The organism is Micromonospora sp. NPDC005161, assembly GCF_053599855.1.
Map to the genome: position 1 here is coordinate 1 of NZ_JBSFYQ010000030.1, position 24,131 is coordinate 24,131.

The 24,131-nt window shown below is 72.7% G+C and carries 23 protein-coding genes and 1 pseudogene; 11 read left to right on the forward strand and 13 right to left on the reverse strand.

What is annotated here, in order from left to right; genetic code table 11:
* Positions 1-142: 142 nt before the first annotated feature.
* The gene (locus ACWD5O_RS25125) at positions 143-1,045 is read right to left on the reverse strand and encodes a Gfo/Idh/MocA family protein (RefSeq protein ID WP_354963813.1); all 903 of its coding nucleotides are present in this window, start codon (positions 1,043-1,045) and stop codon (positions 143-145) included.
* A gap of 242 nt (positions 1,046-1,287) precedes the next feature.
* Between ACWD5O_RS25125 and ACWD5O_RS25130 the strand changes: the two genes are divergently transcribed.
* Both ACWD5O_RS25130 and ACWD5O_RS25135 read left to right on the forward strand, forming a co-directional pair.
* Entirely contained in the window at positions 1,288-1,683 is a 396-nt protein-coding gene (locus ACWD5O_RS25130; RefSeq protein WP_450086747.1) for a hypothetical protein, read from the forward strand.
* On the forward strand, positions 1,676-2,092 hold the full coding sequence (locus ACWD5O_RS25135; protein WP_121657381.1) for a hypothetical protein: 417 nt from the start codon (positions 1,676-1,678) through the stop codon (positions 2,090-2,092). The genes ACWD5O_RS25130 and ACWD5O_RS25135 overlap by 8 nt, the downstream gene beginning before the upstream one ends.
* A 61-nt stretch (positions 2,093-2,153) precedes the next feature.
* On the opposite strand, the gene fabG is transcribed toward ACWD5O_RS25135, so the two are convergent.
* Together fabG and ACWD5O_RS25145 are read right to left on the reverse strand one after the other, a co-directional pair.
* Positions 2,154-2,912 carry a 3-oxoacyl-ACP reductase FabG gene (fabG, locus tag ACWD5O_RS25140; RefSeq protein WP_354963811.1) on the reverse strand — a complete coding sequence of 253 codons (759 nt, stop codon included), beginning with the start codon at positions 2,910-2,912 and terminating at the stop codon, positions 2,154-2,156.
* A 36-nt stretch (positions 2,913-2,948) separates the two neighbouring features.
* Complete coding sequence (locus ACWD5O_RS25145) at positions 2,949-4,607, reverse strand: alpha-amylase family protein (protein ID WP_450086748.1); 1,659 nt, start codon at positions 4,605-4,607, stop codon at positions 2,949-2,951.
* 93 nt (positions 4,608-4,700) lie between these two features.
* Between ACWD5O_RS25145 and ACWD5O_RS25150 the strand changes: the two genes are divergently transcribed.
* Complete coding sequence (locus ACWD5O_RS25150) at positions 4,701-5,315, forward strand: DUF1349 domain-containing protein (protein ID WP_450086749.1); 615 nt, start codon at positions 4,701-4,703, stop codon at positions 5,313-5,315.
* A gap of 100 nt (positions 5,316-5,415) precedes the next feature.
* A complete protein-coding gene (locus ACWD5O_RS25155; RefSeq protein ID WP_354963808.1) occupies positions 5,416-6,087 on the forward strand; it encodes a DedA family protein in 672 nt (223 codons plus the stop codon).
* Positions 6,088-6,117: 30 nt separating this feature from the next.
* Here the strand turns inward: ACWD5O_RS25155 and ACWD5O_RS25160 are convergent.
* The 3 genes and pseudogenes from ACWD5O_RS25160 to ACWD5O_RS25170 form a co-directional block, all read right to left on the reverse strand.
* Positions 6,118-7,526, reverse strand: a pseudogene (locus ACWD5O_RS25160) (carbohydrate-binding protein).
* Between the two features lie 71 nt (positions 7,527-7,597).
* Positions 7,598-8,353, reverse strand: coding sequence for a YidC/Oxa1 family membrane protein insertase (locus tag ACWD5O_RS25165; RefSeq protein ID WP_450086750.1), 756 nt, complete (start codon positions 8,351-8,353; stop codon positions 7,598-7,600).
* Between the two features lie 99 nt (positions 8,354-8,452).
* Complete coding sequence (locus tag ACWD5O_RS25170; protein ID WP_354963805.1) at positions 8,453-8,746, reverse strand: DUF6412 domain-containing protein; 294 nt, start codon at positions 8,744-8,746, stop codon at positions 8,453-8,455.
* 229 nt (positions 8,747-8,975) lie between these two features.
* On the opposite strand from ACWD5O_RS25170, the gene ACWD5O_RS25175 reads away from it, so the two are divergent.
* The 3 genes from ACWD5O_RS25175 (at position 8,976) to ACWD5O_RS25185 (ending at position 12,568) form a co-directional block, all read left to right on the forward strand.
* A complete protein-coding gene (locus ACWD5O_RS25175) occupies positions 8,976-10,112 on the forward strand; it encodes a carboxylate-amine ligase (RefSeq protein ID WP_450086751.1) in 1,137 nt (378 codons plus the stop codon).
* Between the two features lie 23 nt (positions 10,113-10,135).
* Positions 10,136-11,515, forward strand: a complete 1,380-nt coding sequence (locus ACWD5O_RS25180) for an FAD-dependent oxidoreductase (protein WP_354963803.1) — start codon at positions 10,136-10,138, stop codon at positions 11,513-11,515.
* Positions 11,516-11,587: 72 nt separating this feature from the next.
* Complete coding sequence (locus ACWD5O_RS25185) at positions 11,588-12,568, forward strand: LacI family DNA-binding transcriptional regulator (protein ID WP_354964010.1); 981 nt, start codon at positions 11,588-11,590, stop codon at positions 12,566-12,568.
* 45 nt (positions 12,569-12,613) lie between these two features.
* On the opposite strand, the gene ACWD5O_RS25190 is transcribed toward ACWD5O_RS25185, so the two are convergent.
* From ACWD5O_RS25190 to ACWD5O_RS25205, 4 genes are all read right to left on the reverse strand, one after another.
* Entirely contained in the window at positions 12,614-13,567 is a 954-nt protein-coding gene (locus tag ACWD5O_RS25190) for a carbohydrate kinase family protein (protein WP_450086752.1), read from the reverse strand.
* Complete coding sequence (locus tag ACWD5O_RS25195; protein ID WP_450086753.1) at positions 13,564-14,829, reverse strand: AGE family epimerase/isomerase; 1,266 nt, start codon at positions 14,827-14,829, stop codon at positions 13,564-13,566. Before ACWD5O_RS25195 ends, ACWD5O_RS25190 begins: the two co-directional genes overlap by 4 nt.
* Before the next feature lie 253 nt (positions 14,830-15,082).
* Positions 15,083-15,508, reverse strand: a complete 426-nt coding sequence (locus ACWD5O_RS25200) for a nucleoside deaminase (protein WP_450086754.1) — start codon at positions 15,506-15,508, stop codon at positions 15,083-15,085.
* Entirely contained in the window at positions 15,505-16,356 is an 852-nt protein-coding gene (locus tag ACWD5O_RS25205) for an LLM class flavin-dependent oxidoreductase (RefSeq protein WP_354963799.1), read from the reverse strand. Before ACWD5O_RS25205 ends, ACWD5O_RS25200 begins: the two co-directional genes overlap by 4 nt.
* An 81-nt stretch (positions 16,357-16,437) precedes the next feature.
* On the opposite strand from ACWD5O_RS25205, the gene ACWD5O_RS25210 reads away from it, so the two are divergent.
* On the forward strand, positions 16,438-17,304 hold the full coding sequence (locus tag ACWD5O_RS25210; protein ID WP_354963798.1) for an aminoglycoside phosphotransferase family protein: 867 nt from the start codon (positions 16,438-16,440) through the stop codon (positions 17,302-17,304).
* Positions 17,305-17,316: 12 nt separating this feature from the next.
* Here ACWD5O_RS25210 and ACWD5O_RS25215 read toward each other — a convergent pair whose 3' ends face one another.
* A complete protein-coding gene (locus ACWD5O_RS25215) occupies positions 17,317-18,126 on the reverse strand; it encodes an Fpg/Nei family DNA glycosylase (protein WP_354963797.1) in 810 nt (269 codons plus the stop codon).
* A gap of 131 nt (positions 18,127-18,257) precedes the next feature.
* Here ACWD5O_RS25215 and ACWD5O_RS25220 point away from each other — a divergent pair, with 131 nt between their 5' ends.
* The 3 genes from ACWD5O_RS25220 to rocD all read left to right on the forward strand — a co-directional run bounded on the left by ACWD5O_RS25220 (position 18,258) and on the right by rocD (position 21,664).
* The gene (locus ACWD5O_RS25220; RefSeq protein WP_354963796.1) at positions 18,258-19,085 is read left to right on the forward strand and encodes a thrombospondin; all 828 of its coding nucleotides are present in this window, start codon (positions 18,258-18,260) and stop codon (positions 19,083-19,085) included.
* Between the two features lie 549 nt (positions 19,086-19,634).
* Entirely contained in the window at positions 19,635-20,450 is an 816-nt protein-coding gene (ddaH, locus tag ACWD5O_RS25225; protein WP_450086786.1) for a dimethylargininase, read from the forward strand.
* On the forward strand, positions 20,450-21,664 hold the full coding sequence (rocD, locus tag ACWD5O_RS25230) for an ornithine--oxo-acid transaminase (RefSeq protein ID WP_354964008.1): 1,215 nt from the start codon (positions 20,450-20,452) through the stop codon (positions 21,662-21,664). The genes ddaH and rocD overlap by 1 nt, the downstream gene beginning before the upstream one ends.
* 50 nt (positions 21,665-21,714) lie before the next feature.
* On the opposite strand, the gene ACWD5O_RS25235 is transcribed toward rocD, so the two are convergent.
* Complete coding sequence (locus ACWD5O_RS25235; RefSeq protein ID WP_354963795.1) at positions 21,715-22,866, reverse strand: FHA domain-containing protein; 1,152 nt, start codon at positions 22,864-22,866, stop codon at positions 21,715-21,717.
* A gap of 184 nt (positions 22,867-23,050) precedes the next feature.
* On the reverse strand, positions 23,051-24,103 hold the full coding sequence (locus tag ACWD5O_RS25240; protein ID WP_354963794.1) for a fatty acid desaturase family protein: 1,053 nt from the start codon (positions 24,101-24,103) through the stop codon (positions 23,051-23,053).
* Positions 24,104-24,131: the final 28 nt, after the last annotated feature.

The following is a 24,131-nucleotide window of genomic DNA, read 5'->3' on the forward strand; positions in this document are numbered from 1 at the left end:
CCGAGGAGTGGGGCGACGTCAAGCAGGTGCCGGGCTCACTGCCGGCCGTGCTCGACTCCCTGGAGGCCGACCACGACACGCCGCGCCGGTTGACGCAAACCTCTTGATCAACAGGCGGCGGGGGCGGGGTGCGGGTGGGGGGTTACGGGAGGGGGATGGTGCGGGATTCGGCGCGGGCGGTTTCGGCGGCGGCGAGAATGGCGACGACCTCACGGCCGAACCGGACGTCGCAGCGGTGGTCGCGGGTGCCCGCCCGCACCTGCTCCACGAGCTGGTCGATCGCCACACCGAACGCCGTGGCCGGGTCGTTGTCGCCGACCGGGACGGTCTCGATGCCGTTCTCGCCGTAGAACACGAACTCGCGGGTCATCGACTCGCTCGGGGCGTCCAGGGAGAGCGAGGCGCTGCTGGTGGCGCCACCGTCGTGGGTGAGCAGCAGGTGCACCATCCCGCTCGGTCCGTCCATCGCGGCCACCCGGGTCACCCGACCCAGCACCGGCAGGATGATGGAGAGCGCGTGCGGGGCGATGTCCCAGAGCGCGCCGTGCTCCCGGCGCCACAGCGAACCGCCGTACGGGCTGCCCTCCTGGAAGATCGAGGCGAACGCGACGGTCCGCCCGTGCTGCCAGCCCCCGGCGGCTGCGGTGGCGGCGAGGAACGCGGTCACGTTCGGCTGGAACCGCTGGGTGAAGAAGACGACCGAGGCGACCCCCGACGCCTCCGCCGCCGCGACCACCCGGTCGGCGTCCTCGACGGTCAGCGCCAGCGGCTTGTCCAGCAGCAGGTGCCGGCCGGCGGCGGCCGCCCGGGTCGCGATGTCGGCCTGGATGTTCGGCGGCAGCGCGACCGCGACCGCGTCGCACACCTCGAGCAACGCGTCGACGTCGGCGTACGCCGGCACCCCGTACCGCTCGGCCAGCGCGGCGGCCCGCTCCGGGTTGCGCCCCCAGACGCCGACCAACTCCGCGTCCGGGTGTGCGTGCAGCGCCTTCCCGTGCGTCTCGATCGCCCAGTGACCGGTGCCGAACAAGCCGAACCGCAGCACGTGTACCTCCGCCGTTTCCCCGCACCGCGACGACGCCACGGGCGTGATCCACGCTAGTCGCCCCACCAGCCGTGACGGCGGCGGGTCGACCAACCCCGAGCCCGCAGGGTCCGGTCTCCGCCCGGCCGGCCATGGCCCGGCCGCTCGACAGCGGTGGCGGAGGACAGCGAGGCAGGGTCGCCGACGTACTACGACGGTTAGTAGGCTGTGCCGGTGACCGAGGCAACGACCGGGTGGGGCCGATGACCAGTGCGGCGGCGGCCAACTCGCCGGTGGACGGGATTCTCGCGACGGCGTCGATCGTGCTGTCGTTGCTCGTCGCGGTGTGGGCACTGGTGGCGGCGGTACGCCACCGGCCACCGGACCGGGTGCAGTTCGCCGGCCTGGCCGTCCTGGAACTGGCACTGCTCGCGTTGACCGTGCTGGCGCTGGTCGCGGTCGGCGGCGGGGATCGGCCCGGCGAGCCCGGCGCCTTCTTCGGCTACCTCGTCACGCTGGTCTGCCTGCCGCCGCTGGCCTGGGTGCTGGCCCGGATGGAGCCGACCCGCTGGGGTTCGGCGATCGTCTGCGCGGTCTGCCTGGTGGCCCCGGTGGTGGTCGTCCGATTGCAGCAGACCTGGGAGGTCATCGGTGGTTGAGACACGACCGGCCCGGCGCGCGACGAACACCGGTCCGGGCCGGCTGCTGATCGCGGTCTACCTGCTCTTCGCCATCGCGGCGACCAGCCGGGCAGGCCTGCAGATCGCCACGAGGTTCGACGAGGCGCCGGTGGCGTACCTGCTCTCCGCGCTGGCCGCGCTCATCTACATCGTCGCCGCGGTGGGGTTGGCCCGTGCCGGGCACACCGGCCGACGGGTCGCGCTGGCCTGCTGTTCACTGGAGCTGGTCGGGGTGGTCGCGGTCGGCATCCTGAGCCTGGCCGACAAGGAACTCTTCCCCGACGAGACGGTCTGGTCGCAGTTCGGCAGCGGGTACGGCTACATCCCGCTGGTGCTGCCGGTGCTCGGCCTGTTCTGGCTCTGGCGCACCCGCCGCGACCCCGCCTGAACGACCCGCGCACACGTCGAGGGCGCTCCCTCGTGCATGGAGCGCCCTCGACGGGTACGGGTCAGTTCCGCGGGCCGCCGGCCACGTAGATGACCTGGCCGGAGACGAATCCCGCCCCCTCGCTGGCCAGGAACGAGATGGTGTGCGCGACGTCCTCCGGCCGGCCCGGGCGACGTACCGGGATCTCGGCGGCGGCGTGCTTCTGGAGGTCCTCGAAGTCCACCTTCATCCGGGCGGCGGTGGCGGCGGTCATGTCGGTGACGATGAAGCCGGGCGCCACCGCGTTCACGGTCACCCCGAACGGTCCCAGCTCGATGGCGAGGGTCTTGGTGAAGCCCTGGAGACCGGCCTTGGCGGCGGCGTAGTTCGCCTGGCCCCGGTTGCCCAGCGCGGAGGTGCTGGACAGGTTGACGATCCGCCCCCACCTGCGGTCCACCATGTGCTTCTGGGCGGCCTGGCTGAACAGGAACGCGCCACGCAGGTGCACCCCCATGACCGTGTCCCAGTCGGCGTTGGTCATCTTGAACAGCAGGTTGTCGCGGAGCACCCCGGCGTTGTTGACCAGCACGGTGGGCGCGCCCAGCTCGGCGGCGATCCGCTCCACGGCGGCTTCGACCTGGGCCCGGTCGGAGACGTCGGCGCCGACGCCGAGGGCCCGGCCGCCGGCACCGGCGACGGCGTCCACGGTCTCCTTGGTGGCCGCCTCCTCGATGTCGACCACGGCGACGGCCATGCCGTCGGCGGCCAGCCGGCGGGCGGTGGCCGCACCGATACCGCGTGCGGCTCCGGTGACGATGGCGACGCGGGGCTCCTCCGACATGATTACCTCCGGGTAACTTGGCTCGGTCGGTGGAGCTTAACCCGTCCCCACCGAGCCCCGACAGAGCCGGATCCAGCGGTAGCCGTAGCCGGAGAGCTTGACCGCGCCGAGCTTGCCCAGCTCTCCGTAGCCGCGGTCGGCGAGCACGTCGTTCGGCAGGTCGGCCTCCGCCTCCAGGGTGCTCAGGTCCACCTCGACGTCGTCGGCGCCCAGGTTGTGCAGGAAGGCCATCGTCCCGGTCGGCCCGTCCGCCCGGTGCGCCAGCACCCCGGCCGGCGCGGGCACGTCGATGTGGGTGGTCGAGCCGGAGCCGACCTCCGGTGCCTCACGCAGCGTCCGGATCATGCGTTCGAACCAGGCGAGCAGCGACTTCGAGTCACCGCGCTGGGCCGTGACGTTGACCCTCTGGTAGCCGAACTCACCCTTGTCGATCACCGGGCGGACCAGCTTCTCCGGGTCCGCTGTGGAGAAGCCCGCGTTCGGCTGGTACGACCACTGCATCGGGGTACGGATCGCCTCCCGGCCGGGCAGCGACAGGTCCTCCCCCATCCCGATTTCCTCGCCGTAGCGCAGCACCGGCGTGCCGCGCAGCGAGAACTGGAGGGCGTACGCCAGCTCGATGCGACGCCGGTCGTTGCCGAGCATCGGGGCGAGCCGGCGGCGGATGCCCCGGTCGTAGATGCGCATGTTCTCGTCCGGGCCGAACTGCGCGTACACCTGGTTGCGCTGTTCGGTGGTGAGCCGGGACAGGTCGATCTCGTCGTGGTTACGCAGGAAGGTGGCCCACTGCCCACCGACGGGCAGCGTCGGGGTGTCCCGCAGCGCCTCGATCAGCGACTCCGGATCCTGTCGGGCGAGGGCCAGCATGAGTCGACCGTTGAGCATGAAGTCGAAGAGCATGTGGATCCGGTTGCCGGAGCCGCCGGCGTCACCGAAGAACGTCGGCAGCTGGTCCGGCTCGACGTTCGCCTCGGCCAGCAGGACCGCGTCGCCGCGCCGCCACTGCACGTGCTGGCGCATCTCGGTGAGGAACTCGAAGTCCTTCGGCGAGTTCGGGTTGCCCGGCTCGGTCAGCTCGATGATGAACGGCACCGCGTCCATCCGGAAGCCGGAGACGCCGAGCTGGAGCCAGAACGACATGACCTTCTTGATCTCCGCCCGGACCTCCGGGTTGGCGAAGTTGAGGTCCGGCTGGAACTTGTAGAACCGGTGGTAGAACCACGCCTTGGCGGTGCGGTCGTAGCTCCAGGTCTCGTTCTGCTCACCGGGGAAGACCATGCCCTGGTGCCGGTCGGCCGGCTCGGTGTCGGACCAGACGAACCAGTCGCGGTACGGCGAGTCCGGCGACGAGCGGGCGGACTGGAACCACGGGTGCTCGTCGGAGGTGTGGTTGACGACCAGGTCGATGATCACGCGGATGCCACGGTTCTGCGCCTGGTGCAGCAGCTCCGCGAAGTCGCCGAGGGTGCCGAAGCGCGGGTCCACGTTGTAGAAGTCCGTGGCGTCGTAGCCGTCGTCGCGGTTGGGTGACGGGTGGATCGGGTGCAGCCACAGGCAGGTCACGCCCAGCCGGGCCAGGTAGTCCAGCCGGCCGATCAGCCCACGGATGTCACCAACCCCGTCGCCGTCGGAATCGGCGTACGTGTCGATGTCGAGGCAGTAGACGACGGCTTCGGAATACCAACGGTCACCCATGCCGGAGGAACTTCTCCCGTGGATCGGCGCGGCAAACCCGGCCGACGGGCGGCGGAGCCGGGACGGTCGCTTCCGGCCGGTACCGTGCCGGTCATGGAGATCGACCTCGTACCGCCGAGCGAACCGTTGGACTGGGCCCGGGGCGGCTGGCTGTATCCGCCGGTCCGCGCCGAGGAGAGCCCGGCCGGCGAGTTGGTCGTCGAACCGGCGGCGGAGAGCGACCTCTGGCGGCGGACCAGCTACGGGTTCGTGCACGACAACGGCCCCGCCCTGCTCGCCCCGCTGCCGGTCGGCAGCGCCATGGAGGTGAGCTTCCGGCTCGACCTCACCGGGCAGTTCGACCAGGCCGGTGCGCTGGTCCGGGTGGACGAGCGCAACTGGATCAAGGCCGGTGTCGAGGTGAGCGACGGCGAACTCCAGCTCGGCGCGGTGGTGACCCGGGAGTTCTCCGACTGGTCGGTGGCACCGGTGCCGGAGTGGGCGGGCCGGGAGGTGACGGTCCGGGTCAGCCGGGCCGGCGACGCGCTGACCGTCCGGGCGCGGATCGACGACGAACCGTGGCGGCTGGTCCGGCTCGCCCCGCTGGACCCGACGGCCGAGGCCACGGCCGGGCCGTTCTGCTGCGCGCCGGTCCGCGCCGGCCTCACCGTGGTGTTCACCGGCTGGCGGCAGGGGCCGGCCGACACCGCGCTGCACCCGGAGCACTGACCGGCACGGCGAGGTGGCCCGGCTCACCGGCAGGTGTGGCCGGGCACCGATCGGGTATGACCATCCGATCCCCCCGGCCGCCGACCCGGAAGGACCGACCATGGCGCTCGCCCAGAATGTCGACCCGACCAGGTTCACCGGGTTGACCGGCTGGGTGGCCACCGTGATCGAGGGGATGGGGCCGGTCGGTGTCGCGCTGCTGGTGGCGCTGGAGAGCATCGTCCCGCCCATTCCCAGCGAGATCGTGCTGGCGCTCGCCGGCTACCTGGCCAGCGAGGGCCGGTTCAACGTGGTGCTCGTGGTGGTGGCCGCGACGGTCGGCTCGCTGGCCGGCGCGCTGGTGCTCTACTGGCTCGGCGCGGCGCTGGGTGAGGAGCGGCTCAAGCGCTGGCTGGACCGCATCCCGCTGGTGGACGCCGACGACCTGGAGAGGGCCGACCGCTGGTTCGAGCGGCACGGCCGGTGGGCGGTGCTGATCGGCCGCGTCGTGCCGGTGGTCCGCAGCCTGGTCTCCGTCCCGGCCGGGGCGAACCGGATGCCGCTGGGCGAGTTCATCCTGCTCACCACGATCGGCAGCGGGGTGTGGAACGCCCTCATCGTCGGCGCCGGTTACGCGCTCGGCAGCCGCTGGCAGGACGTCGAGCGGTACAGCGACTGGTTCAACTACGCGATCGTCGCGGTCTTCGTCGTCATGGTGGTCGGCTGGGTGATCCGCAAGGTCCGCCGTCGCCGGACGCGCGACGACCGGCGGTCGGTGACCGCCGGTCGCTGATCCGCGTGCCCGCTCAGCCGAACTGGGCGTTCAGCGGCGGAAAGTGAACCAGTTGACGTTGACGAAGTCGTTGGGCTGCCCACTGGTGAAGGTGAGGTAGACGGTGTGCCGGCCGGTCACGCCGCTGACGTTGCCGGGCACCGAGCGCCAGCTCTGCCAGCCGCCGGTGTTGCCGATCGCGAAGCTGCCGATCGGCGCGGCGGTCGGGCTGTCCAACCGCACCTCGACCAGACCGCTCACCCCACCGCCGGCCCCGGAGGCCACCCGGGCCACGAAGTCCCGGGGCACTGCGGAGCCGAACTCGACGCCGTCGTAGCGCGCCCAGTCCCCGTTGCGGAGCGCGGCGATGTTCTGCCCGCCCTCGGCGCACGCCTCGACGAGCACCCCGTTCTGCCCGTTGAACGCCTCGGCCTGGATCTGCCCGTACGCGTCCCTGCTGCCGCCGGGCGGCGGGGTGGTGGGCGGCGGGGTGGTCCCGCCGCCGCGGCGGTACACCGCCACGTAGTCGACCAGCATCGGCCGACCGGGGACGGTCGCCGCGGTCGGCGTGCCGCTGCCCGCCACCCCGTTCGGGAACGCCCCGCCCATCGCCACGTTGAGCAGCAGGAAGTAGCCGGCGTGCGAGGTCATCTGCGACCAGGCCGGCTCGCCGACCCGGCTCTGCGTGACGGTGTGGTAGAGCTGTCCGTCGACGTACCAGCGCAGTTGCTGCGGGCTGATGGAGGCGTCCCACTCGAACCGGTAGGTGTGGAACGCGGACTGGCAGCTCGCGCCCGGGCAGGTCCGGGAAGCGCCGATGCCGTTGAACTCGTCGCACGGTCCGCCCGGGGCGACGCCGCAGTGCAGCACTCCCCAGACCGAGTTGATGCCGTTGACGTTCTCCATCACGTCGAACTCGCCGATGCCCGGCCAGTTCTGATAGTTGCCCCGGTAGGGTGCGCCGAGCGCCCAGAACGCCGGCCAGTAGCCGGCCGCCGCGGCGCCGGTGACGTTCGGCATCTGGATCCGGCCCTCGATGGCCAGCACACCGCCGGCCGGGGCCTTGAAGTCGCTGCGCACGGTCTCGATCCGGGCGGAGGTCCAGCCGCCCCCACCATCGCGCAGCGGCGTGATCCGCAGGTTGCCACCACCGTCGTGGCTGACGTTGGCGGTGCTGGCGGTGTAGTTCTGGATCTCCCCGGTGCCCCAGTTGGCCGGGCCGCCGGGGTAGTTGTGGCCGGTGTCGATGATCCAGTTGGCCGCCGACGGCAGGGTGCCGGCGGCGCCGGTGAAGTCGTCGCTCCAGACGGTGCTCCAACCGGCGGCGGGGGGGGCGGCACGGCGGCCTGCGCGGTCACGGTGATCCCGGCCAGGGCGGTGGTGGTGGCGACGAGCAGGACGGACGCCAGCATCCGGCGTCGGACGGGCGGGGCGGCGATGGCCGCCGGAGGAGGTGACATGGACGTGCCTCTCTTCGGGGACGGGTCGAGAGAGCGCTCTCTCGGAGTTGTACGTCCCAACGAAACAGTTGTCAACGTCGATCTATCTCGGCGCTCGCCGGAGTGGCCTGCGGCCGGCGGAGCACCACCTGCTCCAGTGCCGACCAGGCGGTCGTGGTCACCAGGTAGATGACCGCCGCGAGTGGCAGCACCAGCGCCACCAGCACCGTCGTGAACGGCAGCAGGGGCAGCAGCCGGCCGAGCGTCGCCGCACCCGGGCCCTCGGTGGGCGTACCGGCCACCGTGCCGACCGCCGCCGACGCCCGGCGGGCCCGCCGCGACGACCACCAGGCCAACACCAGCAGCGCCGCCAGCAGTACGGCGAAGAGCGGACCGGCCGCCCCGGCCAGCCCGTCGCCGAGGTGGTGGCCCAGCGGCACCCCGGCCAGCCGCTCCTGGAGCAGCCCGGTGCCGCCCTCACTCGTGGTGAACAGCCGGTACAGAACGAGCAGGAACGGTGCCTGGAGCAGCAACGGCAGGCAGCCGGCGATCGGGTTGGCGCCGGCTGAGCGGTACAGCGCGAACAGTTCGCTCTGGAGCTTCGTCGGGTCGTCGGCGTACCGCCGCTGAAGATCACGGACCTGCGGGGCGAGCGCCGCGCGGCGCCGCTCCCCGCGGACCTGGGCGACGGTGAGCGGCGAGATCAGCAACCGCACGGCGATGGTGAGCAGCACGATGGCGGCGGCGGTCGCCATGCCGCCGGCCAACGGTTCGAGCAGATCGGTGAGCCAGGACAGCGCGGTGCCGGCGGCGCCGACCACGCCGGTCAGAGGTGCGAAGGCGAGCATGGGAAACCCCTCGGTCCGATTCCGGTGGGTCCTCCCCCGGCGGCGTCCGCCCGACGGGAGAACCGATGACGGCGGGATCGGCCGCGCGGCGGCGTCGCGCTACGCGGCCGAGGGGTGCCCGGGTGCGCGGGGGCGGGGCCGGCCGGCCGCGTCGGGGTCGACCTGCCGGGGCACCCGGCGACCACGGGAGCGGGCCCGCAGCCCGGTCCAGCGCCGGGCGACGCCCGGCACGCCCGAGCGACCGGGCACGCGCGCCGCGAGCAGCACGGCGAGCAGCACCAGGGCGGTCAACGCGACGCCGGCGAGCAGGTCAGCCGGGCGCAGCGCGAGCAGGGTGAGCTGCGCGAACGTGGAAATCCACGCAACCCCGAGAAGCCCCACCGGTACCGGCACGGGTTCAGCCTAGGGCCCGGTGTCACGCCAGCCGATCGAATCGCGGCCACCCGTCGGCACGTGGGGGGCGAACCCGGCGGCGGCCGACACGCGGTGCGCGACGCGCGGTGTCCGCCCGACACGCGGTCCGACGCGCCGTCACCACGTTTCCCGCCATCGCCACGGTGGGTAACCAAACGACCGACCGACGCGGACGGACCGCGACCGGCAGGAACGGACGGTGGTGGCGATGACCGGCCAGGTGGCAGAGGCGCCCAGCGGGACGACCGCGGGGACCGAATTGCTCACCGTGGGTGTCGAGGAGGAGTTCCTGCTCGTCGACCCGCACACCGGGGCCGCGGTACCCGCCGTCGACCTGGTCCTCGAACAGGTGCCGGCGGAGCTGCGCGGGCAGGTGGAGCGGGAGTTCCAAACCAGCCAGATCGAGATTGGCAGCCCGCCCGGCCTTGAGCTCTCCTCGATCCGGCACTCCCTGACCGTGCTGCGCGGGGCGCTCGCCGACGCCGCCGAGCGGGCCGGCGTACGGCTGCTGGCCATCGGCACCGGGCCGGTCGACGGTCCGGTGCCGCCGGTGGTCGACAAGCCCCGCTTCGACCGGATGATCGAACGGTTCCGGCTGCTCGTCCCTGGCCCCGGCAACAACGGCATGCACGTGCACGTGGGTGTCCCCGACCCGGAGACCGGCGTGCAGGTGCTCAATCACGTCCGGCCCTGGCTGCCGATGCTGCACGCCGTGACCACCAACTCCCCGTTCGCCCGCGGCGAGGACACCGGCTACGCCAGCTGGCGCTCGGTGGAGTGGGAACGCTGGCCGTCGGTGGCGCCGACGCCCTGGCTGGAGTCGCACGAGCACTACGAGCGGCTGATCCGCCAGTTGATCGCCAGCGGGGTGATGCTCGACGAGGGGATGCTCTACTGGTACGCCCGGCTGTCGGCGAAGTACCCGACCGTGGAGCTGCGGATCGGCGACGTCTGCCCGTCGGTGGACGACGCCGTGCTGGTCGCCGCGCTGGTCCGGGCCCTGGTGGCCACCGCCATGTCGGACGTCGAGGCCGACCGACCCGCGCTGCCCACCGACCACCACCTGCTGGTCGGCGCACACTGGCGGGCCGCCCACGACGGCCTGGAGGGCGACGCCGTCGACGTCACCACCGGCGAGCTGCGCCCGGCGTGGGAGCTGCTGGACCGGTTCGTGGAACGCATGCGACCGGCGTTGGAGCAGCACGGCGACTGGGCCGAGGTGACCGACCTGCTGAGCGTGCTGCGCCGGCACGGCAGCGGCGCGGGGCGGCAGCGGGCGGTGTTCGCCCGCACCGGACGGCTGATTGACGTGGTGCAGGACGTGGCGCGACAGACCCGCGGCTGATCACCGCGTGACAGGATGGTCCCGTGGCGCAACGACTGATCGTCATCGGCGGGGACGCCGCCGGCATGTCGGCGGCGTCCCAGGCCCGACGCCGCCGCGTCCGTGACGACCTGGAGATCGTGGTCTTCGAACGCGGCCACTTCACCTCCTACTCGGCGTGCGGCATCCCGTACTGGATCAGTGGCCTGGTGCCCGGCCCGGAGCATCTGATCGCCCGGTCCCCGGAGACGTTCCGCACCGAGTACGCCATCGACGTGCGGATACGCCACGAGGTGACCGCCATCGACCTGGAGCGCCGCGAGGTTGTCGCCCGGGACCTGGAACAGGGCGGCGAGGTCCGCGAGCGCTTCGACGAGCTGATGTACGCCGCCGGCGCGATGCCGGTGAAGCCGCCGTGGGCGGACACCGACGCGGGCGGCGTGTTCGGCATGCAGACCCTCGACGACGGGGCCGCGCTGCGCGACTGGCTGGACAGCGAGCCGCAGCCGCGCCGGGCGGTGGTGGTCGGTGGCGGGTACATCGGCGTCGAGATGGCCGAGGCCCTGATCCAGCGCGGCCTCTCCGTCACCCTGGTCGAGGCGGCCGACCAGCCCATGGCGACCGTGGACGGCGACATGGCCGAGCTGGTCGCCGACGCGATGCGCGGCCTGGGCCTCACGATCCGCACCGGCCTGCGGGTGACCGGCCTGGAGCAGCGCGACGGCCGGGTCTCCGCGGTGGTCACCGCGGAGGGGCCGATCCCGACCGACGTCGTGGTCCTGGGCCTGGGCGTACGCCCCAACGCCGCCCTCGCCGAGGCGGCCGGGCTGCCCATCGGGCCGACCGGCGCGATCCGGGTGGACCGCCGGATGCGGGTCCCCGGCATGCCCGGTATCTGGGCGGCCGGCGACTGCGTGGAGACGCTGCACCGGGTCAGCGGGATGCCGGTGCACATACCGCTGGGCACGCACGCCAACAAGCAGGGCCGGGTGGCCGGGATCAACATCGGCGGCGGGTACGCCACCTTCATGGGCGTGATCGGCACGGCCGTCACGAAGGTCTGCGACCTGGAGGTGGGCCGGACCGGCCTGCGCGAGCGGGACGCCACCGCGGCCGGCTTCGACTTCATCTCCGTGGTCGCCGACTCGACCAACCGGGCCGGCTACTACCCCGGCGCCCGGCGGATGACCGTCAAACTGATCGCCGAGCGACCAAGCGGTCGACTGCTCGGCGCGCAGATCGTCGGCTGGTCCGAGGCGGCCAAACGGATCGACACGCTGGCCGTGGCGCTGTGGAACGGCATGACGGTGGACGATATGACGGCGCTCGACCTGGGCTACGCTCCGCCGTACGCGCCGGTGTGGGACCCGGTGCTGATCGCCGCCCGAAAAGCCGTCGACGTGCTCGCCGCCGTCGACCGCTGACCCGCGCCGCCCGTGGAGGACCACCCCGTGACGCAGACCCCGACCCGGCCGACCGCGCGCCGACGCCCGACCATGGTCGACGTGGCCCGGCACGCCGGGGTGAGCCTGAAGACCGTCTCCCGGGTGGTCAACGACGAGCCGGTGGGGCAGGAACTGGTCGGTCGGGTGCTGGCCGCCATCGCCGAGCTGGGCTTCCGGCGCAACGACATCGCCCGCAACCTGCGTTCCCGACAGCTCAACGCCACCGTCGGGCTGCTCATCGAGGAGATCGCCAACCCGTTCTACGCCACCATTGCCAGTGTGGCCGCCGAGATCGCCGCCGCGCACGGGACGATGCTGATCACTGCCTCCTCCGAGGAGGACCCGGAGCGGGAACGCGCCCTGCTCCAGGATTTCACCCAGCGCAGGGTCGACGGGCTGCTGGTGGTGCCGGCCGGCCCGGACCACTCGTTCCTGCGCCGCGAGGTCGAGCTGGGCATGCCGGTGGTCTTCCTGGACCGGCCGCCGCAGGGTCTGCTCGCGGACGCCGTGCTGCTGGACAACCAGGGCGGCAGCCGTGCCGGGGTGGGCGCCCTGCTCGACGAGGGGCACCGCCGGGTGGGTGTCCTGCTCGGCGCGCCGAGCGTGCCCACCATTCGTGAGCGGCTGGCCGGCGCCCGGGCGGCGCTGGCCGCCGCGGGGATCGAGCCCGACGAGTCGCTGGTCCGCGACCGGCTCATCGCGCCGGAGGAGGCCGGACGGGCCGTCGCCGCGCTGCTCGACCTGCCGGACCCGCCCACCGCGTTTTTCTGCGGCAACAACCGGATCACCGTCGGCGCCCTGCAGGAGCTGCACCGGCGGGGCAGCGACGCCGCGTTGGTCGGCTTCGACGACTTCGAATTGGCCCACCTGATGCCCAGGCCGCTCACCGTCGTCGGGTACGACACCCGGGAGCTGGCCCGGATCGCCAGCGAACGGCTGTTCCAGCGGATCGCCGGTGACGACTCCCCACCGTCGACCACCGTGCTCCCCACCCGGCTGCTGCGTCGGGGCCTGACCCCGCCGGCCGCCTGACGGCCGATCGCGCCGACCCGAGCGAGGGTCGGGCCGGCGCGGTGCTCAGCTCACGGCGCCGAGCAGGGCCTCCACCTCGGCCCGGCGGGGCGGGTCCGCGCCGCGACGGGCGCAGGTCAGCGCGGCCACCAGCGCGGCCTGCCGGAGCACCCGGGCCCACTGCGCCGGGGTCAGCGCGGCGAGCCGGTCGGCCGGCCGGTCACCGAGGGCGTCGAGGTCGGCCAGCGCGGCCAGCAGGCCGCCGGTGAACGCGTCACCGGCCCCGACGGTGTCGACCACGGTCGTGGGCACCGCCGGCTCCTCGTGCAGCGAGCCGTCCGGGGCGAGCAGCCAGGCGCCGTCGGCACCCCGGGTCACCACCGCGCAGCACACCCCGGCCTCGCGCCACTCGGCCATCACGTCGGACACCGTCCGATCCGGGTAGAGCCAGGCCAGGTCCTCGTCGCTGGCCTTGACCAGGTGGGCGAGGCTCACCTGACGCCGCACCCTCGCCTGCTCCGCCGCCCGGTCGGTGACGATGCTCGGACGCAGGTTGAGGTCGATCGAGATGGTGAGCCCGTCCCGGCGGCGTTCGCGGGCAAGCAGGTCCTCCAGGACCTGCGCGCCCGGTGCCAGCGCCAGCGCGAGTGACCCGGTGTGCAGGGCGGTCGCCGGCGAACCCGCAAGTTCGGGCAACTCCTGCGGCGTCCACTGCCAGTCCGCCGTGCCGGCCAGCCGGAACTCGTAGCTGGCCTGCCCGGTGGCGTTCAGGGTGGCCACCGCCACCGAGGTCGGCTGCTCGGCGCGGATCGCCCAGTCCAGGTCCACCTGATTGGCGCTCAGGTGCTCGGCGAGCTGACGGCCGTACTCGTCGGCGCCGAGCCGGGCCAGCAGCCGCACCGGCTGGTCGAGCCGGGCCAGCGTGACCGCCACGTTCGCCGGCGATCCGCCCGGCACCGCCCGCTGCCCCTCGGCGGTGACCACCAGGTCGATGAGCGCATCACCCGCCACCACGATCACGCGGGCACCTCGCCCGGGGCGAGCGGGCCGGGGCCGCCGAGCGCGTCGGCCGAGCGGGACAGCAGCACGGCCTGGTACGCGTGATAGACGTCCGGCCGGCCGTGCCAGACCGTGCCGGCGGGCTGGTTCCGCGGGTCCAGTTCGTGCCGCCACCCGGCGTCGTCGATCAGGTGGTGGCGCGCGTACGTCCAGAACACCCGGTACCAGTCTTCGTAGACCGCGTCCCCGGTGCGCCGGTGCAGGGTGATCGCCGCCCCGATCGCCTCGGCCAGCACCCAGTGCATCCGGGAGCGGACGACGGGCCGGTCGTCCCAGTCGATGGTGTAGACGAAGCCGTCGGCGCCATCGACCGCCCAGCCCCGTCGTACGGCGGCGGCGAACAGGGCGCGGGCGTCGGCGAGCAGCCAGCTCGGCGGCTGCGGCAGAACCGCCTCCAGCTCCAGCAGCAGGCGGGCCCACTCCAGCCAGTGCCCGATCGTCGAGCCGTACGGCCGGAACGGGTCGGCGGGCCGGTCCCGGTTGTAGTCGGGCAGCGGTGCCCAGTCGGCGGTGAAGTGCTCGGGCAGCCGCCAGTCGTGCCGGGCGCCCTCGCCGTGCACCAGATGGGTGCCGATCCGCAGCGCCCGGTCGGTCCAGCTCGCGTCGCCGGTGGCGGCCGCGGCGGCGAGGAACGCCTCGACCATGTGCATGCTGCTGTTCGCGCCCCGGTAGTCCTCGGTGACCGTCCAGTCGCGGTTCCAGGACTCGCGGACCGCGCCAACCTCGGCGTCCCAGAACCGGTCCCGCACCACGGCCAGGGCGTCGTCGAGGAGCCGGTCCGCGCCGGGCCGCCCGGCGCGCGCCGCGCCGGACGCGGCGAGCAGCACGAACGCGTGGTCGTACCCGGCCTTGCGCTCGTTGGTGGGCGCGCCCTGCTGGTCGACGGCAGCGAACCAGCCGCCGTACCGGTCGTCGCGCAGCAGCGTGCTGAGCGCGGCGATTCCGTGGTCGACCAGAGCGGCCGCGTCCGGGTCGCCGTTGCGGTGGGCGAGGGCGGACACGTGGGTCATCCGGCAGGTGATCCAGGTGTGCAGCGGCTCGCCGCGGTCCGGGGTGCGGTCGTCGGTCAGCCACCAGAAGCCGCCCTCGGGCCGGACCGCCCGCCGCGCCGTGTCGAGCAGCGTGTGGGTCTGGCCGGCGAGGAACAGATCGAGGTCGGGCAGGTCGGGTGATCCTGCCGGAGCAGGGGTCTTTTCGGCGTCGGATCGGGGCACGTCGGTCATCTCAGCTGGTCACCGTCGGGTAGGGAAGGAACATACGGCCAGGATCGGCGGGCGGACCGGGTCCGCGCCGGGAAACCGCCAACGGGACGCCGCGAACCGGCTGGCCGCGCCGGATGCACAGCGGGGAGGATCATGACGCACGATTCCTCCCTTTTGCCCGTTGACATCGTTGTCACCGCTCAACCCTGCTCCGGCAGCCGGCCGACTGTCAATTCCGGTTCGTCACACCGCACCGGACCAGCCACAGCTGTGGTCAGTAATAGTTGTCGATCGGCTGGCGCGCCTCATCGAACAGCGCCGGCCCCTCGTACCGGACCGGGGGCAGCGGCGGGGTGGCCGGCTTGACCTTCTCGAACTGCTCGCTGGACAGGGCGTACACCACCCGTCCGAGGCCGGACCGGTTGATCGCGGTCGCGCACATCGGGCAGGGCTGGCAACTGGTGAACATGGTGGCGCCGGCGGCCACGTCGGGGGAGAGTTCCCGAGCGGCCCAGCGGGCCAGCTTCAGTTCCGGATGAGCGGTGATGTCCGAGTCGGAGACCACGGTGTTGTGGTCCTCGATCAGGACGACGCCGTCCGCACCGACCAGCAACGAGCCGAACGGTCGTTCGCCGGAAGCCCCTGCCTGCCTGGCGAGTTCCACGGCGCGGCGGAGAAACGTCTCGTCGTCGGGTGTCATCGACCCTCCTGGGATCTGTGGTGGGCGGCCACGGCCGCAAGGGTCCGCCAGGCGCGTTCGGGCTGGCGGATCTCGGTCAGGTCGCCGTTGAACGGGTCGAGCACCACCGTCTCCGCGCCGAGCAGACGGACCTGGTCGATGTCGGCGATGATCTGGTCGATGGCGCCGACCCCGGCGAGCCGGCCCGGGTCGGTGACCGGATCAGGGGTCTCCCGCAGCGCGATACGCGGCATCAACGCGGGCACCGGGCGACCCAGTTCGTCGGCGACGGCCTTCAGCTGTCCGGCTGCCTCGGCCAGCCATCCGGGCGTGACCCGCAGCGGGTGCCAGGCATCACCGAGCAGTGCCGCGCGACGCATGCCGGCTTCGCTGTTGCCGCCGACCCAGATCGGGATCGCACCCGTGTCGTAGTCGTCGGTGTTCTGCCAGGCGTCGCGCATGGCACGCAGGTAATCGTCGGTCAGCGCGCCGCGCCGCCGGAACGGCACGCCGAGCGCCTCGAACTCCTGCCGGGCCCAGCCGACGCCGACACCGAGGACGAGTCGGCCGCCGCTGAGCCGGTTGAGGTTCGCCGCCATCCGGGCGGTGAGCAGCGGGTGCCGGTACGGGACGATGAGCACCGTGGTGCCCAGCCGAATCCGGCGGGTCACCCCGGCCAGCCAGGACAGCGTGGTGAACGGCTCGTAGAACGGCGCCGGATACTGCTCGGCCACGTCCGGGGTCACCGCGATGTGATCGGAGACCATCAGCAGGTCGAAGCCGAGACCCTCGACCGTCTGCGCCCACTGTCGCAACATGTCAGGGTCGGTGCCCGGGGCGAAGTTCGGTACGTTCACGCCAATGTGCACGGGTCCCACGCTAGCCAGTGTGGACCGGCGTGTGAACATCGTGATCCCACAACAGCGCGGTGGATGCCCCAGGATGGCCGGATGGATCTACCCGAGGGACTTGACTGGGTACGTGCGTCACCGGCGGGCCGGGCCTGGCTCGCCACACTCCCGACATGGCTGACGGAGTGCACCGAGCGATGGTCGCTACGACTCGGCTCGCCCTTTCGGTACGCCTACGCCTCCCTGGCGCTCCCCGCCGACCTGCCCGACGGCACTCCGGCGGTTCTGAAGCTCCAGTACCCCGACGAGGACAGCCGGCACGAGGCCGACGCGCTGGCCCACTGGGACGGCGACGGGGCGATCCGGCCGCTCGCACACGACCCGGAACGACGCGCCCTTCTGGTGGAGCGCTGCCAACCCGGCACTCCGCTGCACGAGCTGCCCGTGGACCGGGCGCTGGACGCGGTGACCGGGCTGCTGCCCCGGCTCTGGCGGCCGGCCGGCGCGCCGTTCACCCCGTTGGCCGAGGAGGCCGCCGGCTGGATCGACCGGATGCCCCGCAAGTGGGAACGGGCCGGCCGGCCGTACGAGCGGCGGCTGCTCGACGCGGCGCTCGCCCTGCTCACCGATCTGGCGTCGAGCCAGGGCGAGCAGGTGCTGGTCAACCAGGACCTGCACGCCGGCAACGTGCTTGCCGCCGACCGGGAGCCGTGGCTGGTGATCGACCCGAAGCCGCTGACCGGCGAGCGGGATTTCTCGGTCGTGCCGATGGTGCGCGGTCGGGAGCTCGGCCACTCGCCGGCCGCCGTCCAGCACCGGCTGGACCGGCTCAGCACCGAGCTCGGGCTGGACCGGGAGCGGGTCCGGGGTTGGACGATCGGGCACACGCTGGCCTGGAGTCTCGACGGCGACGCGCTTCTCGCGCACAACGTCGAGGTGGTCCGGTGGCTGCTCGACGAGCAGTGACCGACCGGCCGATCAGGCGGGCTGGCAGGTACGGCACCAGTAGAGGTTGCGCCCGGCCAGCTCGCCGCGGCTGACCTCGGTGCCGCAGACGTGGCAGGGCGCGCCGGGGCGGCGGTAGACGTAGACCTCGCCACCGTGCCGGTCCACCCGGTCCGGCCGCCCCATCGCCTCCGGCAGGTGCGCGTCGCGCACGGTGTCGATCCGGCCGTGCTCGACCGCGAGCCGCATCAACCCGACCAGGTCGACCCAGAGCGCGTCCCAACCGGCACGGGTCAGCCCTCGACCGGGCATCGTCGGCGGCAGCCCGGCCCGGAACAGCGCCTCGGTCACGAAGATCAGCCCGGTACCGGCCACCACCGACTGGTCCAGCAGCAGCGCGGCCAGCGGCGTCGGGCTGCGGGAGATCCGGGCGTACGCCCGCTCGGGATCGGCATCGGCGCGCAGCGGATCCGGCCCGAGGCGGTCTCGCAGTGCGACCACCTCGGGCGGGGTGAGCAGCTCACAGGCGGTGGGCCCGCGCAGGTCCAGCCAGTGCCGGTCGCTGGCCAGCCGCAGCCGCACCTGGCCGACCGGCTCCGGCGGCTCCCCCGACCCGTCGGTGAACTTCCCGTACAGCCCGAGGTGCACGTGCAGCGTCAGCTCACCGGCGTAGTGGTGCAGCAGGTGCTTGCCGTACGCCTCGGTGCTCTCCAGGACGGTGCCGGAGAGCCGGGCGGCGCCCTCGGCGAAGCGGCCCTGCGGGCTGGCGGCGTGCAGCTTGTCCCCGGCGAACAACTCGGCGTGCCGGGCCGCCAGGCGGTGGATGGTGTGTCCCTCTGGCACGGGTGCCAAGGATAGCGAGTCGGCCGTACCCGGGATTGGTGTCAGGAAACGCCCAGGTGGGTATTTCAGGGCGGTACCGCGTGGGTGCCACCCGTTCCGTCGGCCACCACGCATTCATCAGGAGGTGTGTTGTGGTCAGGATTCCTTCGCTGTCCCGCCGGTCCGAGCCGGCACCGACGCGGGACGAGAACCTCGACGGCCGCATTGACGGCCGCGACACCCCGGTCGTCGAGGGCCGGGACGAATCGGCGGCCCGCGTGAGCCGACCCGACGACGAGACTGCGGGCCGCCCCGTGGTCACCGAGCGGGACGCCGACCAGACGACGTACCGCAGCCCCACGGCGACCGGTGACCAGGCCGGTGAGGCCGAGCGGCGGGCGAGCGAGCGGGCGGCGGTTGCACGAGCCGCCACCGGCCGACCGGCGGAGACCGATCCACGGCCCGCCACCGCCCGGCCCGTGGAGACCGAGCCCCGGCCCGGCACCGACCCGACCACCGAGCGCACCGCCGACCGGGACGCCGACCTCGCCAGCACGACCCGGCGACCCGACACGACGGACCGGGTCTCGACCGACCGCCCATTCGACCCGACCCCCGACCGGACCGCGCCCGAGCCGACGGTGACGCGCGGCCCGAGGCCACGGGCCAGCCTGCTCGCCACCCTCGGCCTGATCGTCTCCGTCGCCGGTGCGCTCTTCGTGCTGACCGGCACCCTGGCCGGGTACGGCATCGGGCTCGGCGCCCTCGGCGCGGTGCTCTCGGTGCTCGGCCTGATGGCCACCCGCCGCCGGCACGTCGCCGGCAAGACCGACGCACTGTTCGGCGTACTGATCGGGCTGGCCGCGGTGGTGATCGGCGTGCTGGCGATGACCGGCCAGTTCGACTGGCCGACCACCGACGGCGACTGGGTGCAGCGCTTCCGCGAGTGGCTCGACTCACAGTTTGTCGACCGTTTCTAGCGGGCACTGTTCCGCTCGCCGGTGATGCACCGGCGAAAAGCCGGTGGTTCGCCGGCAGCCCGAACACCCCGGTGGTTCACCGGCCGGGCGACACCCTTTCAGGGGCGGCGGGTTCGCCGCCCCTGAAGTGTTTTCCGGCCCAGCTCGCCAGGCCCGTCACGAGGAGTCCCGCAGCGCGGAGGACCACGTGCACGGTGTCCTTTGCTCTGCTTCACCCCACGCAACACCGCACGTCCGGTAAACGGACGTCGCGTGTTGCGCCCGTTGAAGCAGAGCAAAGGCCGCACGAAGGCTCACCCGACCCGCTGGTCGACGCGCCAGACGACCTCGAGCACGGCGACAACCAGTGGCCGGAAACACGAATCCCGCCTCGCCAAGCTCTGACGCAACGAATCGCAGTCGCGGACCATCCATACGCAACGAATGTTCGGTCCGCGCAACTCTCAGTGGTGGATCCTGCCGCTGACGCCGCATAACGTTGAGCAACGGCGCCAGCCCGTTGGCCACGGTGGCCGGGCGCGCCCGACACCTGGGAGCACCACAATGACGATGGACGCCACCAGCCAGCGCCTGTTGATGTGCCGGCCGATGTACTTCGCCGTCGACTATGCGATCAACCCCTGGATGGACCCGAGCGCGCCGGTCGACGCCGACCTGGCCGTCCGGCAGTGGGAGCAGCTGCGCCAGACGTACCGCGACCTGGGCCACACCGTCGAGGAGATCACTCCGGTGCCCGGCCTGCCCGACATGGTCTTCGCCGCCAACGGCGGCACCGTGATCGACGGCAAGGCGATGGCCGTGCAGTTCCGCGACCCGCAGCGCGCCGACGAAGCCCCGGCCTACCGGGCCTGGTTCGAGGCCGCCGGCTTCGAGATGTACGACCCGAAGCACGTCAACGAGGGCGAGGGCGACGTCCTGCTGGCCGGCGACCACCTGCTGGCCGGCACCGGCTTCCGCACCGCGCACGCCTCGCACGCCCAGTTGCAGGAGGTCTTCGGCTACCCGGTGATCACCATGCAGCTGGTCGACCCGCGTTTCTACCACCTGGACACCGCGCTGACCGTGCTCGACGAGCGGACCGTGGCGTACCTGCCCGAGGCGTTCTCCCCCGGCAGCCAGGCCGTGCTGCGCCGGCTCTTCCCCGACGCCGTGCACGCCACCATGGCCGACGCCGAGGTGCTGGGGCTGAACGCGGTCAGCGACGGGCGGCACGTGGTGCTGCCCGCGCAGGCCACCGACCTGGCCGCCAAGCTGCGCGACCGGGGCTACGAGACCATCGGTGTCGACCTGTCCGAGCTGCGTAAGGCCGGCGGCGGACCGAAGTGTTGCACGCTGCGACTCCGTCAGGGAAAGGCAAGCAAGTGATCGTGGATGACATCCTGCGGACGCCGGGAGCGGTCCGGGACGCCGAGCGCTGGACGGCGCACAACTACCACCCCCTGCCGGTGGTGATCTCCTCCGCCGAGGGCGCCTGGCTCACCGACGTGGACGGCCGGCGCTACCTGGACTGCCTGGCCGGCTACTCGGCGCTCAACTTCGGCCACCGGCACCCGCAGCTGATCGCCGCCGCGCACGCGCAGCTCGACCGGCTGACGCTGACCAGCCGGGCCTTCATCCACGACCAGTTCGCCGACTTCTGCCGGGAGCTGGCCGAGCTGTGCGGCAAGGACCTGGTGCTGCCGATGAACACCGGCGCCGAGGCGGTGGAGACCGGGATCAAGGTGGCCCGCAAGTGGGGCTACCAGGTCAAGGGCGTGCCCGCCGGTCAGGCCAACATCGTGGTGGCCGAGGGCAACTTCCACGGCCGGACCACCACCATCGTGAGCTTCTCGACCGACGAGGACGCCCGCGCCGACTTCGGGCCGTACACCCCGGGCTTCACCGTGGTCCCGTACGGCGACCTGGACGCGCTGGCCGCCGCCATCGACGAGAACACCGTGGCCGTTCTGCTGGAGCCGATCCAGGGCGAGCAGGGCGTGGTGGTGCCGCCGGACGGCTACCTGCCGGGCGTACGCGAGGTGTGCACCGAGCGCAACGTGCTCTTCATCGCCGACGAGATCCAGTCCGGGCTGGGGCGTACCGGTGCGACCTTCGCCTGTGACCACGAGGGCGTCGTGCCCGACATGTACCTGCTGGGCAAGGCGCTCGGCGGCGGCATCGTGCCGGTCTCCGCGGTGGCCGCGAACGCCGACGTGCTCGGCGTGCTCAAGCCCGGCCAGCACGGCTCCACCTTCGGTGGCAACCCGCTGGCCTGCGCGGTGGCGATCGAGGTGGTCCGGCTGCTGGCCACCGGCGAGTTCCAGCGCCGCTCGGCCGAGCTGGGCGAGCGGCTGCGGGCTGGTCTGGAGGGGCTGGTCGGCAAGGGCCTGGTCGGGGTACGCGTCCGCGGTCTCTGGGCCGGTCTGGACATCGACCCCGCGCTGATGAGCGGGCGCGAGGCGTGTGAGCGGCTCGCCGAGCGCGGCGTGCTCGCCAAGGACACGCACGGCTCCACCATCCGGCTCGCCCCGCCGCTGGTGATCACCGAGGAGGAGATCGACCTCGCGGTCGCTCAGCTCGCGGCCGTGCTGGCCGGCTGACCCGGAACGTGATGAAAGGCGGGCGTCGGGACCGACGCCCGCCTTTCGCGTCAGGGGCGGGGTAGGCGCATCGCCATGGTGGGGGCCTCGGCCATCACCGAGGTGGGGGTGAACGGGGCGCCGGCGGGCAGTTCCTCGGCCCGGCCGATCTGCACCCCGGGGTAGAGCTCCACCATGTCGCCCTCACCCAGCACCCGGGACTGCTGTGGCGCCAGGGCGATGCGGTCCGCCTCGGCCATCGAGCCGGCCGGCCGGATGCCCGAGCCGTTGGTGCTGACGTCGGTCACCACGACCTCGCCGACCCGCAGCTCGAAGCGGACGTGGCCACGACTGATCCACCGTCGGGCCTCGTCGTTGAGCCACTGCCCGAGCATGATCCCGCCGTCCTGCTCCGGGGCCCGGCCGGCCAGCACCGGCTGCTCCTCGCTGAGCACGAACCGCCGCCGGACCAGGCCGCCGACGCGTACCGCGAGCACCTCCGTACGCGGCCGGGGCCCGCCGTCGCCGAGCCGTGCGCCGTGCCGGGGGCAGGTCGGTACGCCACCGCGCAGCGCGGGCGGCGGCTGCCCGGCCGGGCTGCGCTCCACCCGGGCGAGGTCGGCGAACGCGCCGCCTCCACCACCGCCACCGAACAGCGCGCAGCCCGGCTCGGGGCAGCGCCACTGGCGGGCCAGCAGCTTCGCCCCGGTTGGCGAGCGGGTGCCGGCAACCGGCGAGTGCCCGCCCCCGACGTGCGCGATGAACGCCGGTCCGCCGGCACCGGGCACCGGGGCGAGCAACCGACCGGGCTGCTCGACCAGCCACGGGAACCGCCCGCGCAGCCCGTCGAAGCGGACCCGGCTGAGCACCGGCAGCCCAAGCAGGTCGGCGACTTCCAGCATCCGGTCGCCCGGGTTGTCGAGCACCTCGACGAGCCCGTCGTCGGCCCAGCGCCGGACCACCATCCGCTCGTTGGAGGTGAGATCGGCGTCGGAGAGCAGTGCCCGGTGCACCACCGCGTAGACCTGGACGCTGTCCTCCTCCAGCTCACGGGAGAGCGCGTCGATGACCATGCCGAGCCGCAGCAGGCTGGCCGGCCGGCCGCCGTCGATGTCCTGGTAGCGAATCACCTCGGCCAGGTCGAGCACCGCCCGGACCAGCGACGGGTCGGTGCAGACGCGACCCTCGATGGCGTCCAGCACCTTGCTGATCTCGAACCTCATCGGGCGCTCCGGATGAACTCGTCGATCCGGCGGGCGAGGTCGATGTCGCGGTGGGTGACCCCGCCGAGGTCGTCTCGGACCGCTTCCGCGGTGAGCAGGTCTGCCATGCGCCGACCCTACCGGGGTCGGCGAGCGGCATCGACCAGCGGTGGCGGGGTGTCGGGCGGCTCAGCGGCCTCCGTGCTCAGCCGCGCAGCGGCTGGCCCACCTCGTGCAGGTGGCCGAGCGCCTGCCGGTACGACTCGACCAGCCCGGTCTCGGCGTACGAGATGCCCTGCTCGGCGCAGTAGGCGCGGACGATCGGCTGGGCCCGGCGCAGGTTGGCCCGGGGCATGTTCGGGAACAGGTGGTGCTCGATCTGGTAGTTGAGCCCACCGAGCGCGGTGTCCACGAACCGGCTGCCCCGCACGTTGCGGGAGGTCAGCACCTGCTTGCGCAGGAAGTCCAGCTCGTCCTCAGCGGTCGGCATCGGCATGCCCTTGTGGTTCGGCGCGAACGCGCAGCCCATGTAGAGGCCCCACAGCCCCTGGTGCACGGCGGCGAAGACCAGTGCCTTCCCGGGCGACATGACAGCCAGCAGCAGCGCCACGTAACCGGCGGTGTGCGCGAGGAGCAGGCCGGCCTCGACCGCCCGGTGCCGCATCGGCGTGGCGTACCGGCCGTCCGGGCCCCGGCCGACGATCGCCCGGATGCTCGCCACGTGCAGGTTCAGGCCCTCGAGGAACAGCATCGGGAAGAAGAAGTACGCCTGCCGCTTGGCCATCCAGCGACCGAAACCTCGGGTCTCCAGCGCCTGCTCCGGCGTCCAGACCAGGGCGCCCGCGCCGACGTCCGGGTCCTCGTCCTCGTGGTTCGGGTTCGCGTGGTGCCGGTTGTGCTTGTCGACCCACCAGCCGTAGCTCAGTCCCACCGCCGCGTTGCCGGCGAACAACCCCACCAGCTCGCTGGGACCCCGTCGACGGAACATCTGGCGGTGCCCGGCGTCGTGACCGAGGAACGCGACCTGGGTCGTGGCCACCGCCATCACGGCCGCGAGCGGCAGCTGCCACCAGGAGTCGCCGACGAGGAACACGGCGACCCAGCCGGCCACGAAGGCGCCGAGGGTGAGCAGGATGCGGGCGACGTACCAGCCGGGCCGCCGCTCCAGCAGGCCCGCCTGGCTGATCCGTCGGGACAACTGTGCGTAGTCACTGCCTCGCCGTCGTACCGGCGGTTCCGCCACCGCTCCGAGCGCCATTGCTGCTCCCGTTCCCGCTCACGCCCGT

Coding starts and splice junctions, on each gene's coding strand:
- ACWD5O_RS25130 (WP_450086747.1), top strand. CDS start 1,288: ATGACCAGTGCGGCGGCGGCCAACTCGCCGGTGGACGGGATTCTCGCG.
- fabG (WP_354963811.1), bottom strand. CDS start 2,912: ATGTCGGAGGAGCCCCGCGTCGCCATCGTCACCGGAGCCGCACGCGGT.
- ACWD5O_RS25145 (WP_450086748.1), bottom strand. CDS start 4,607: ATGGGTGACCGTTGGTATTCCGAAGCCGTCGTCTACTGCCTCGACATC.
- ACWD5O_RS25150 (WP_450086749.1), top strand. CDS start 4,701: ATGGAGATCGACCTCGTACCGCCGAGCGAACCGTTGGACTGGGCCCGG.
- ACWD5O_RS25155 (WP_354963808.1), top strand. CDS start 5,416: ATGGCGCTCGCCCAGAATGTCGACCCGACCAGGTTCACCGGGTTGACC.
- ACWD5O_RS25165 (WP_450086750.1), bottom strand. CDS start 8,353: ATGCTCGCCTTCGCACCTCTGACCGGCGTGGTCGGCGCCGCCGGCACC.
- ACWD5O_RS25175 (WP_450086751.1), top strand. CDS start 8,976: ATGACCGGCCAGGTGGCAGAGGCGCCCAGCGGGACGACCGCGGGGACC.
- ACWD5O_RS25185 (WP_354964010.1), top strand. CDS start 11,588: ATGGTCGACGTGGCCCGGCACGCCGGGGTGAGCCTGAAGACCGTCTCC.
- ACWD5O_RS25195 (WP_450086753.1), bottom strand. CDS start 14,829: ATGACCGACGTGCCCCGATCCGACGCCGAAAAGACCCCTGCTCCGGCA.
- ACWD5O_RS25200 (WP_450086754.1), bottom strand. CDS start 15,508: ATGACACCCGACGACGAGACGTTTCTCCGCCGCGCCGTGGAACTCGCC.
- ACWD5O_RS25210 (WP_354963798.1), top strand. CDS start 16,438: ATGGATCTACCCGAGGGACTTGACTGGGTACGTGCGTCACCGGCGGGC.
- ddaH (WP_450086786.1), top strand. CDS start 19,635: ATGGACGCCACCAGCCAGCGCCTGTTGATGTGCCGGCCGATGTACTTC.
- ACWD5O_RS25235 (WP_354963795.1), bottom strand. CDS start 22,866: ATGAGGTTCGAGATCAGCAAGGTGCTGGACGCCATCGAGGGTCGCGTC.
- ACWD5O_RS25240 (WP_354963794.1), bottom strand. CDS start 24,103: ATGGCGCTCGGAGCGGTGGCGGAACCGCCGGTACGACGGCGAGGCAGT.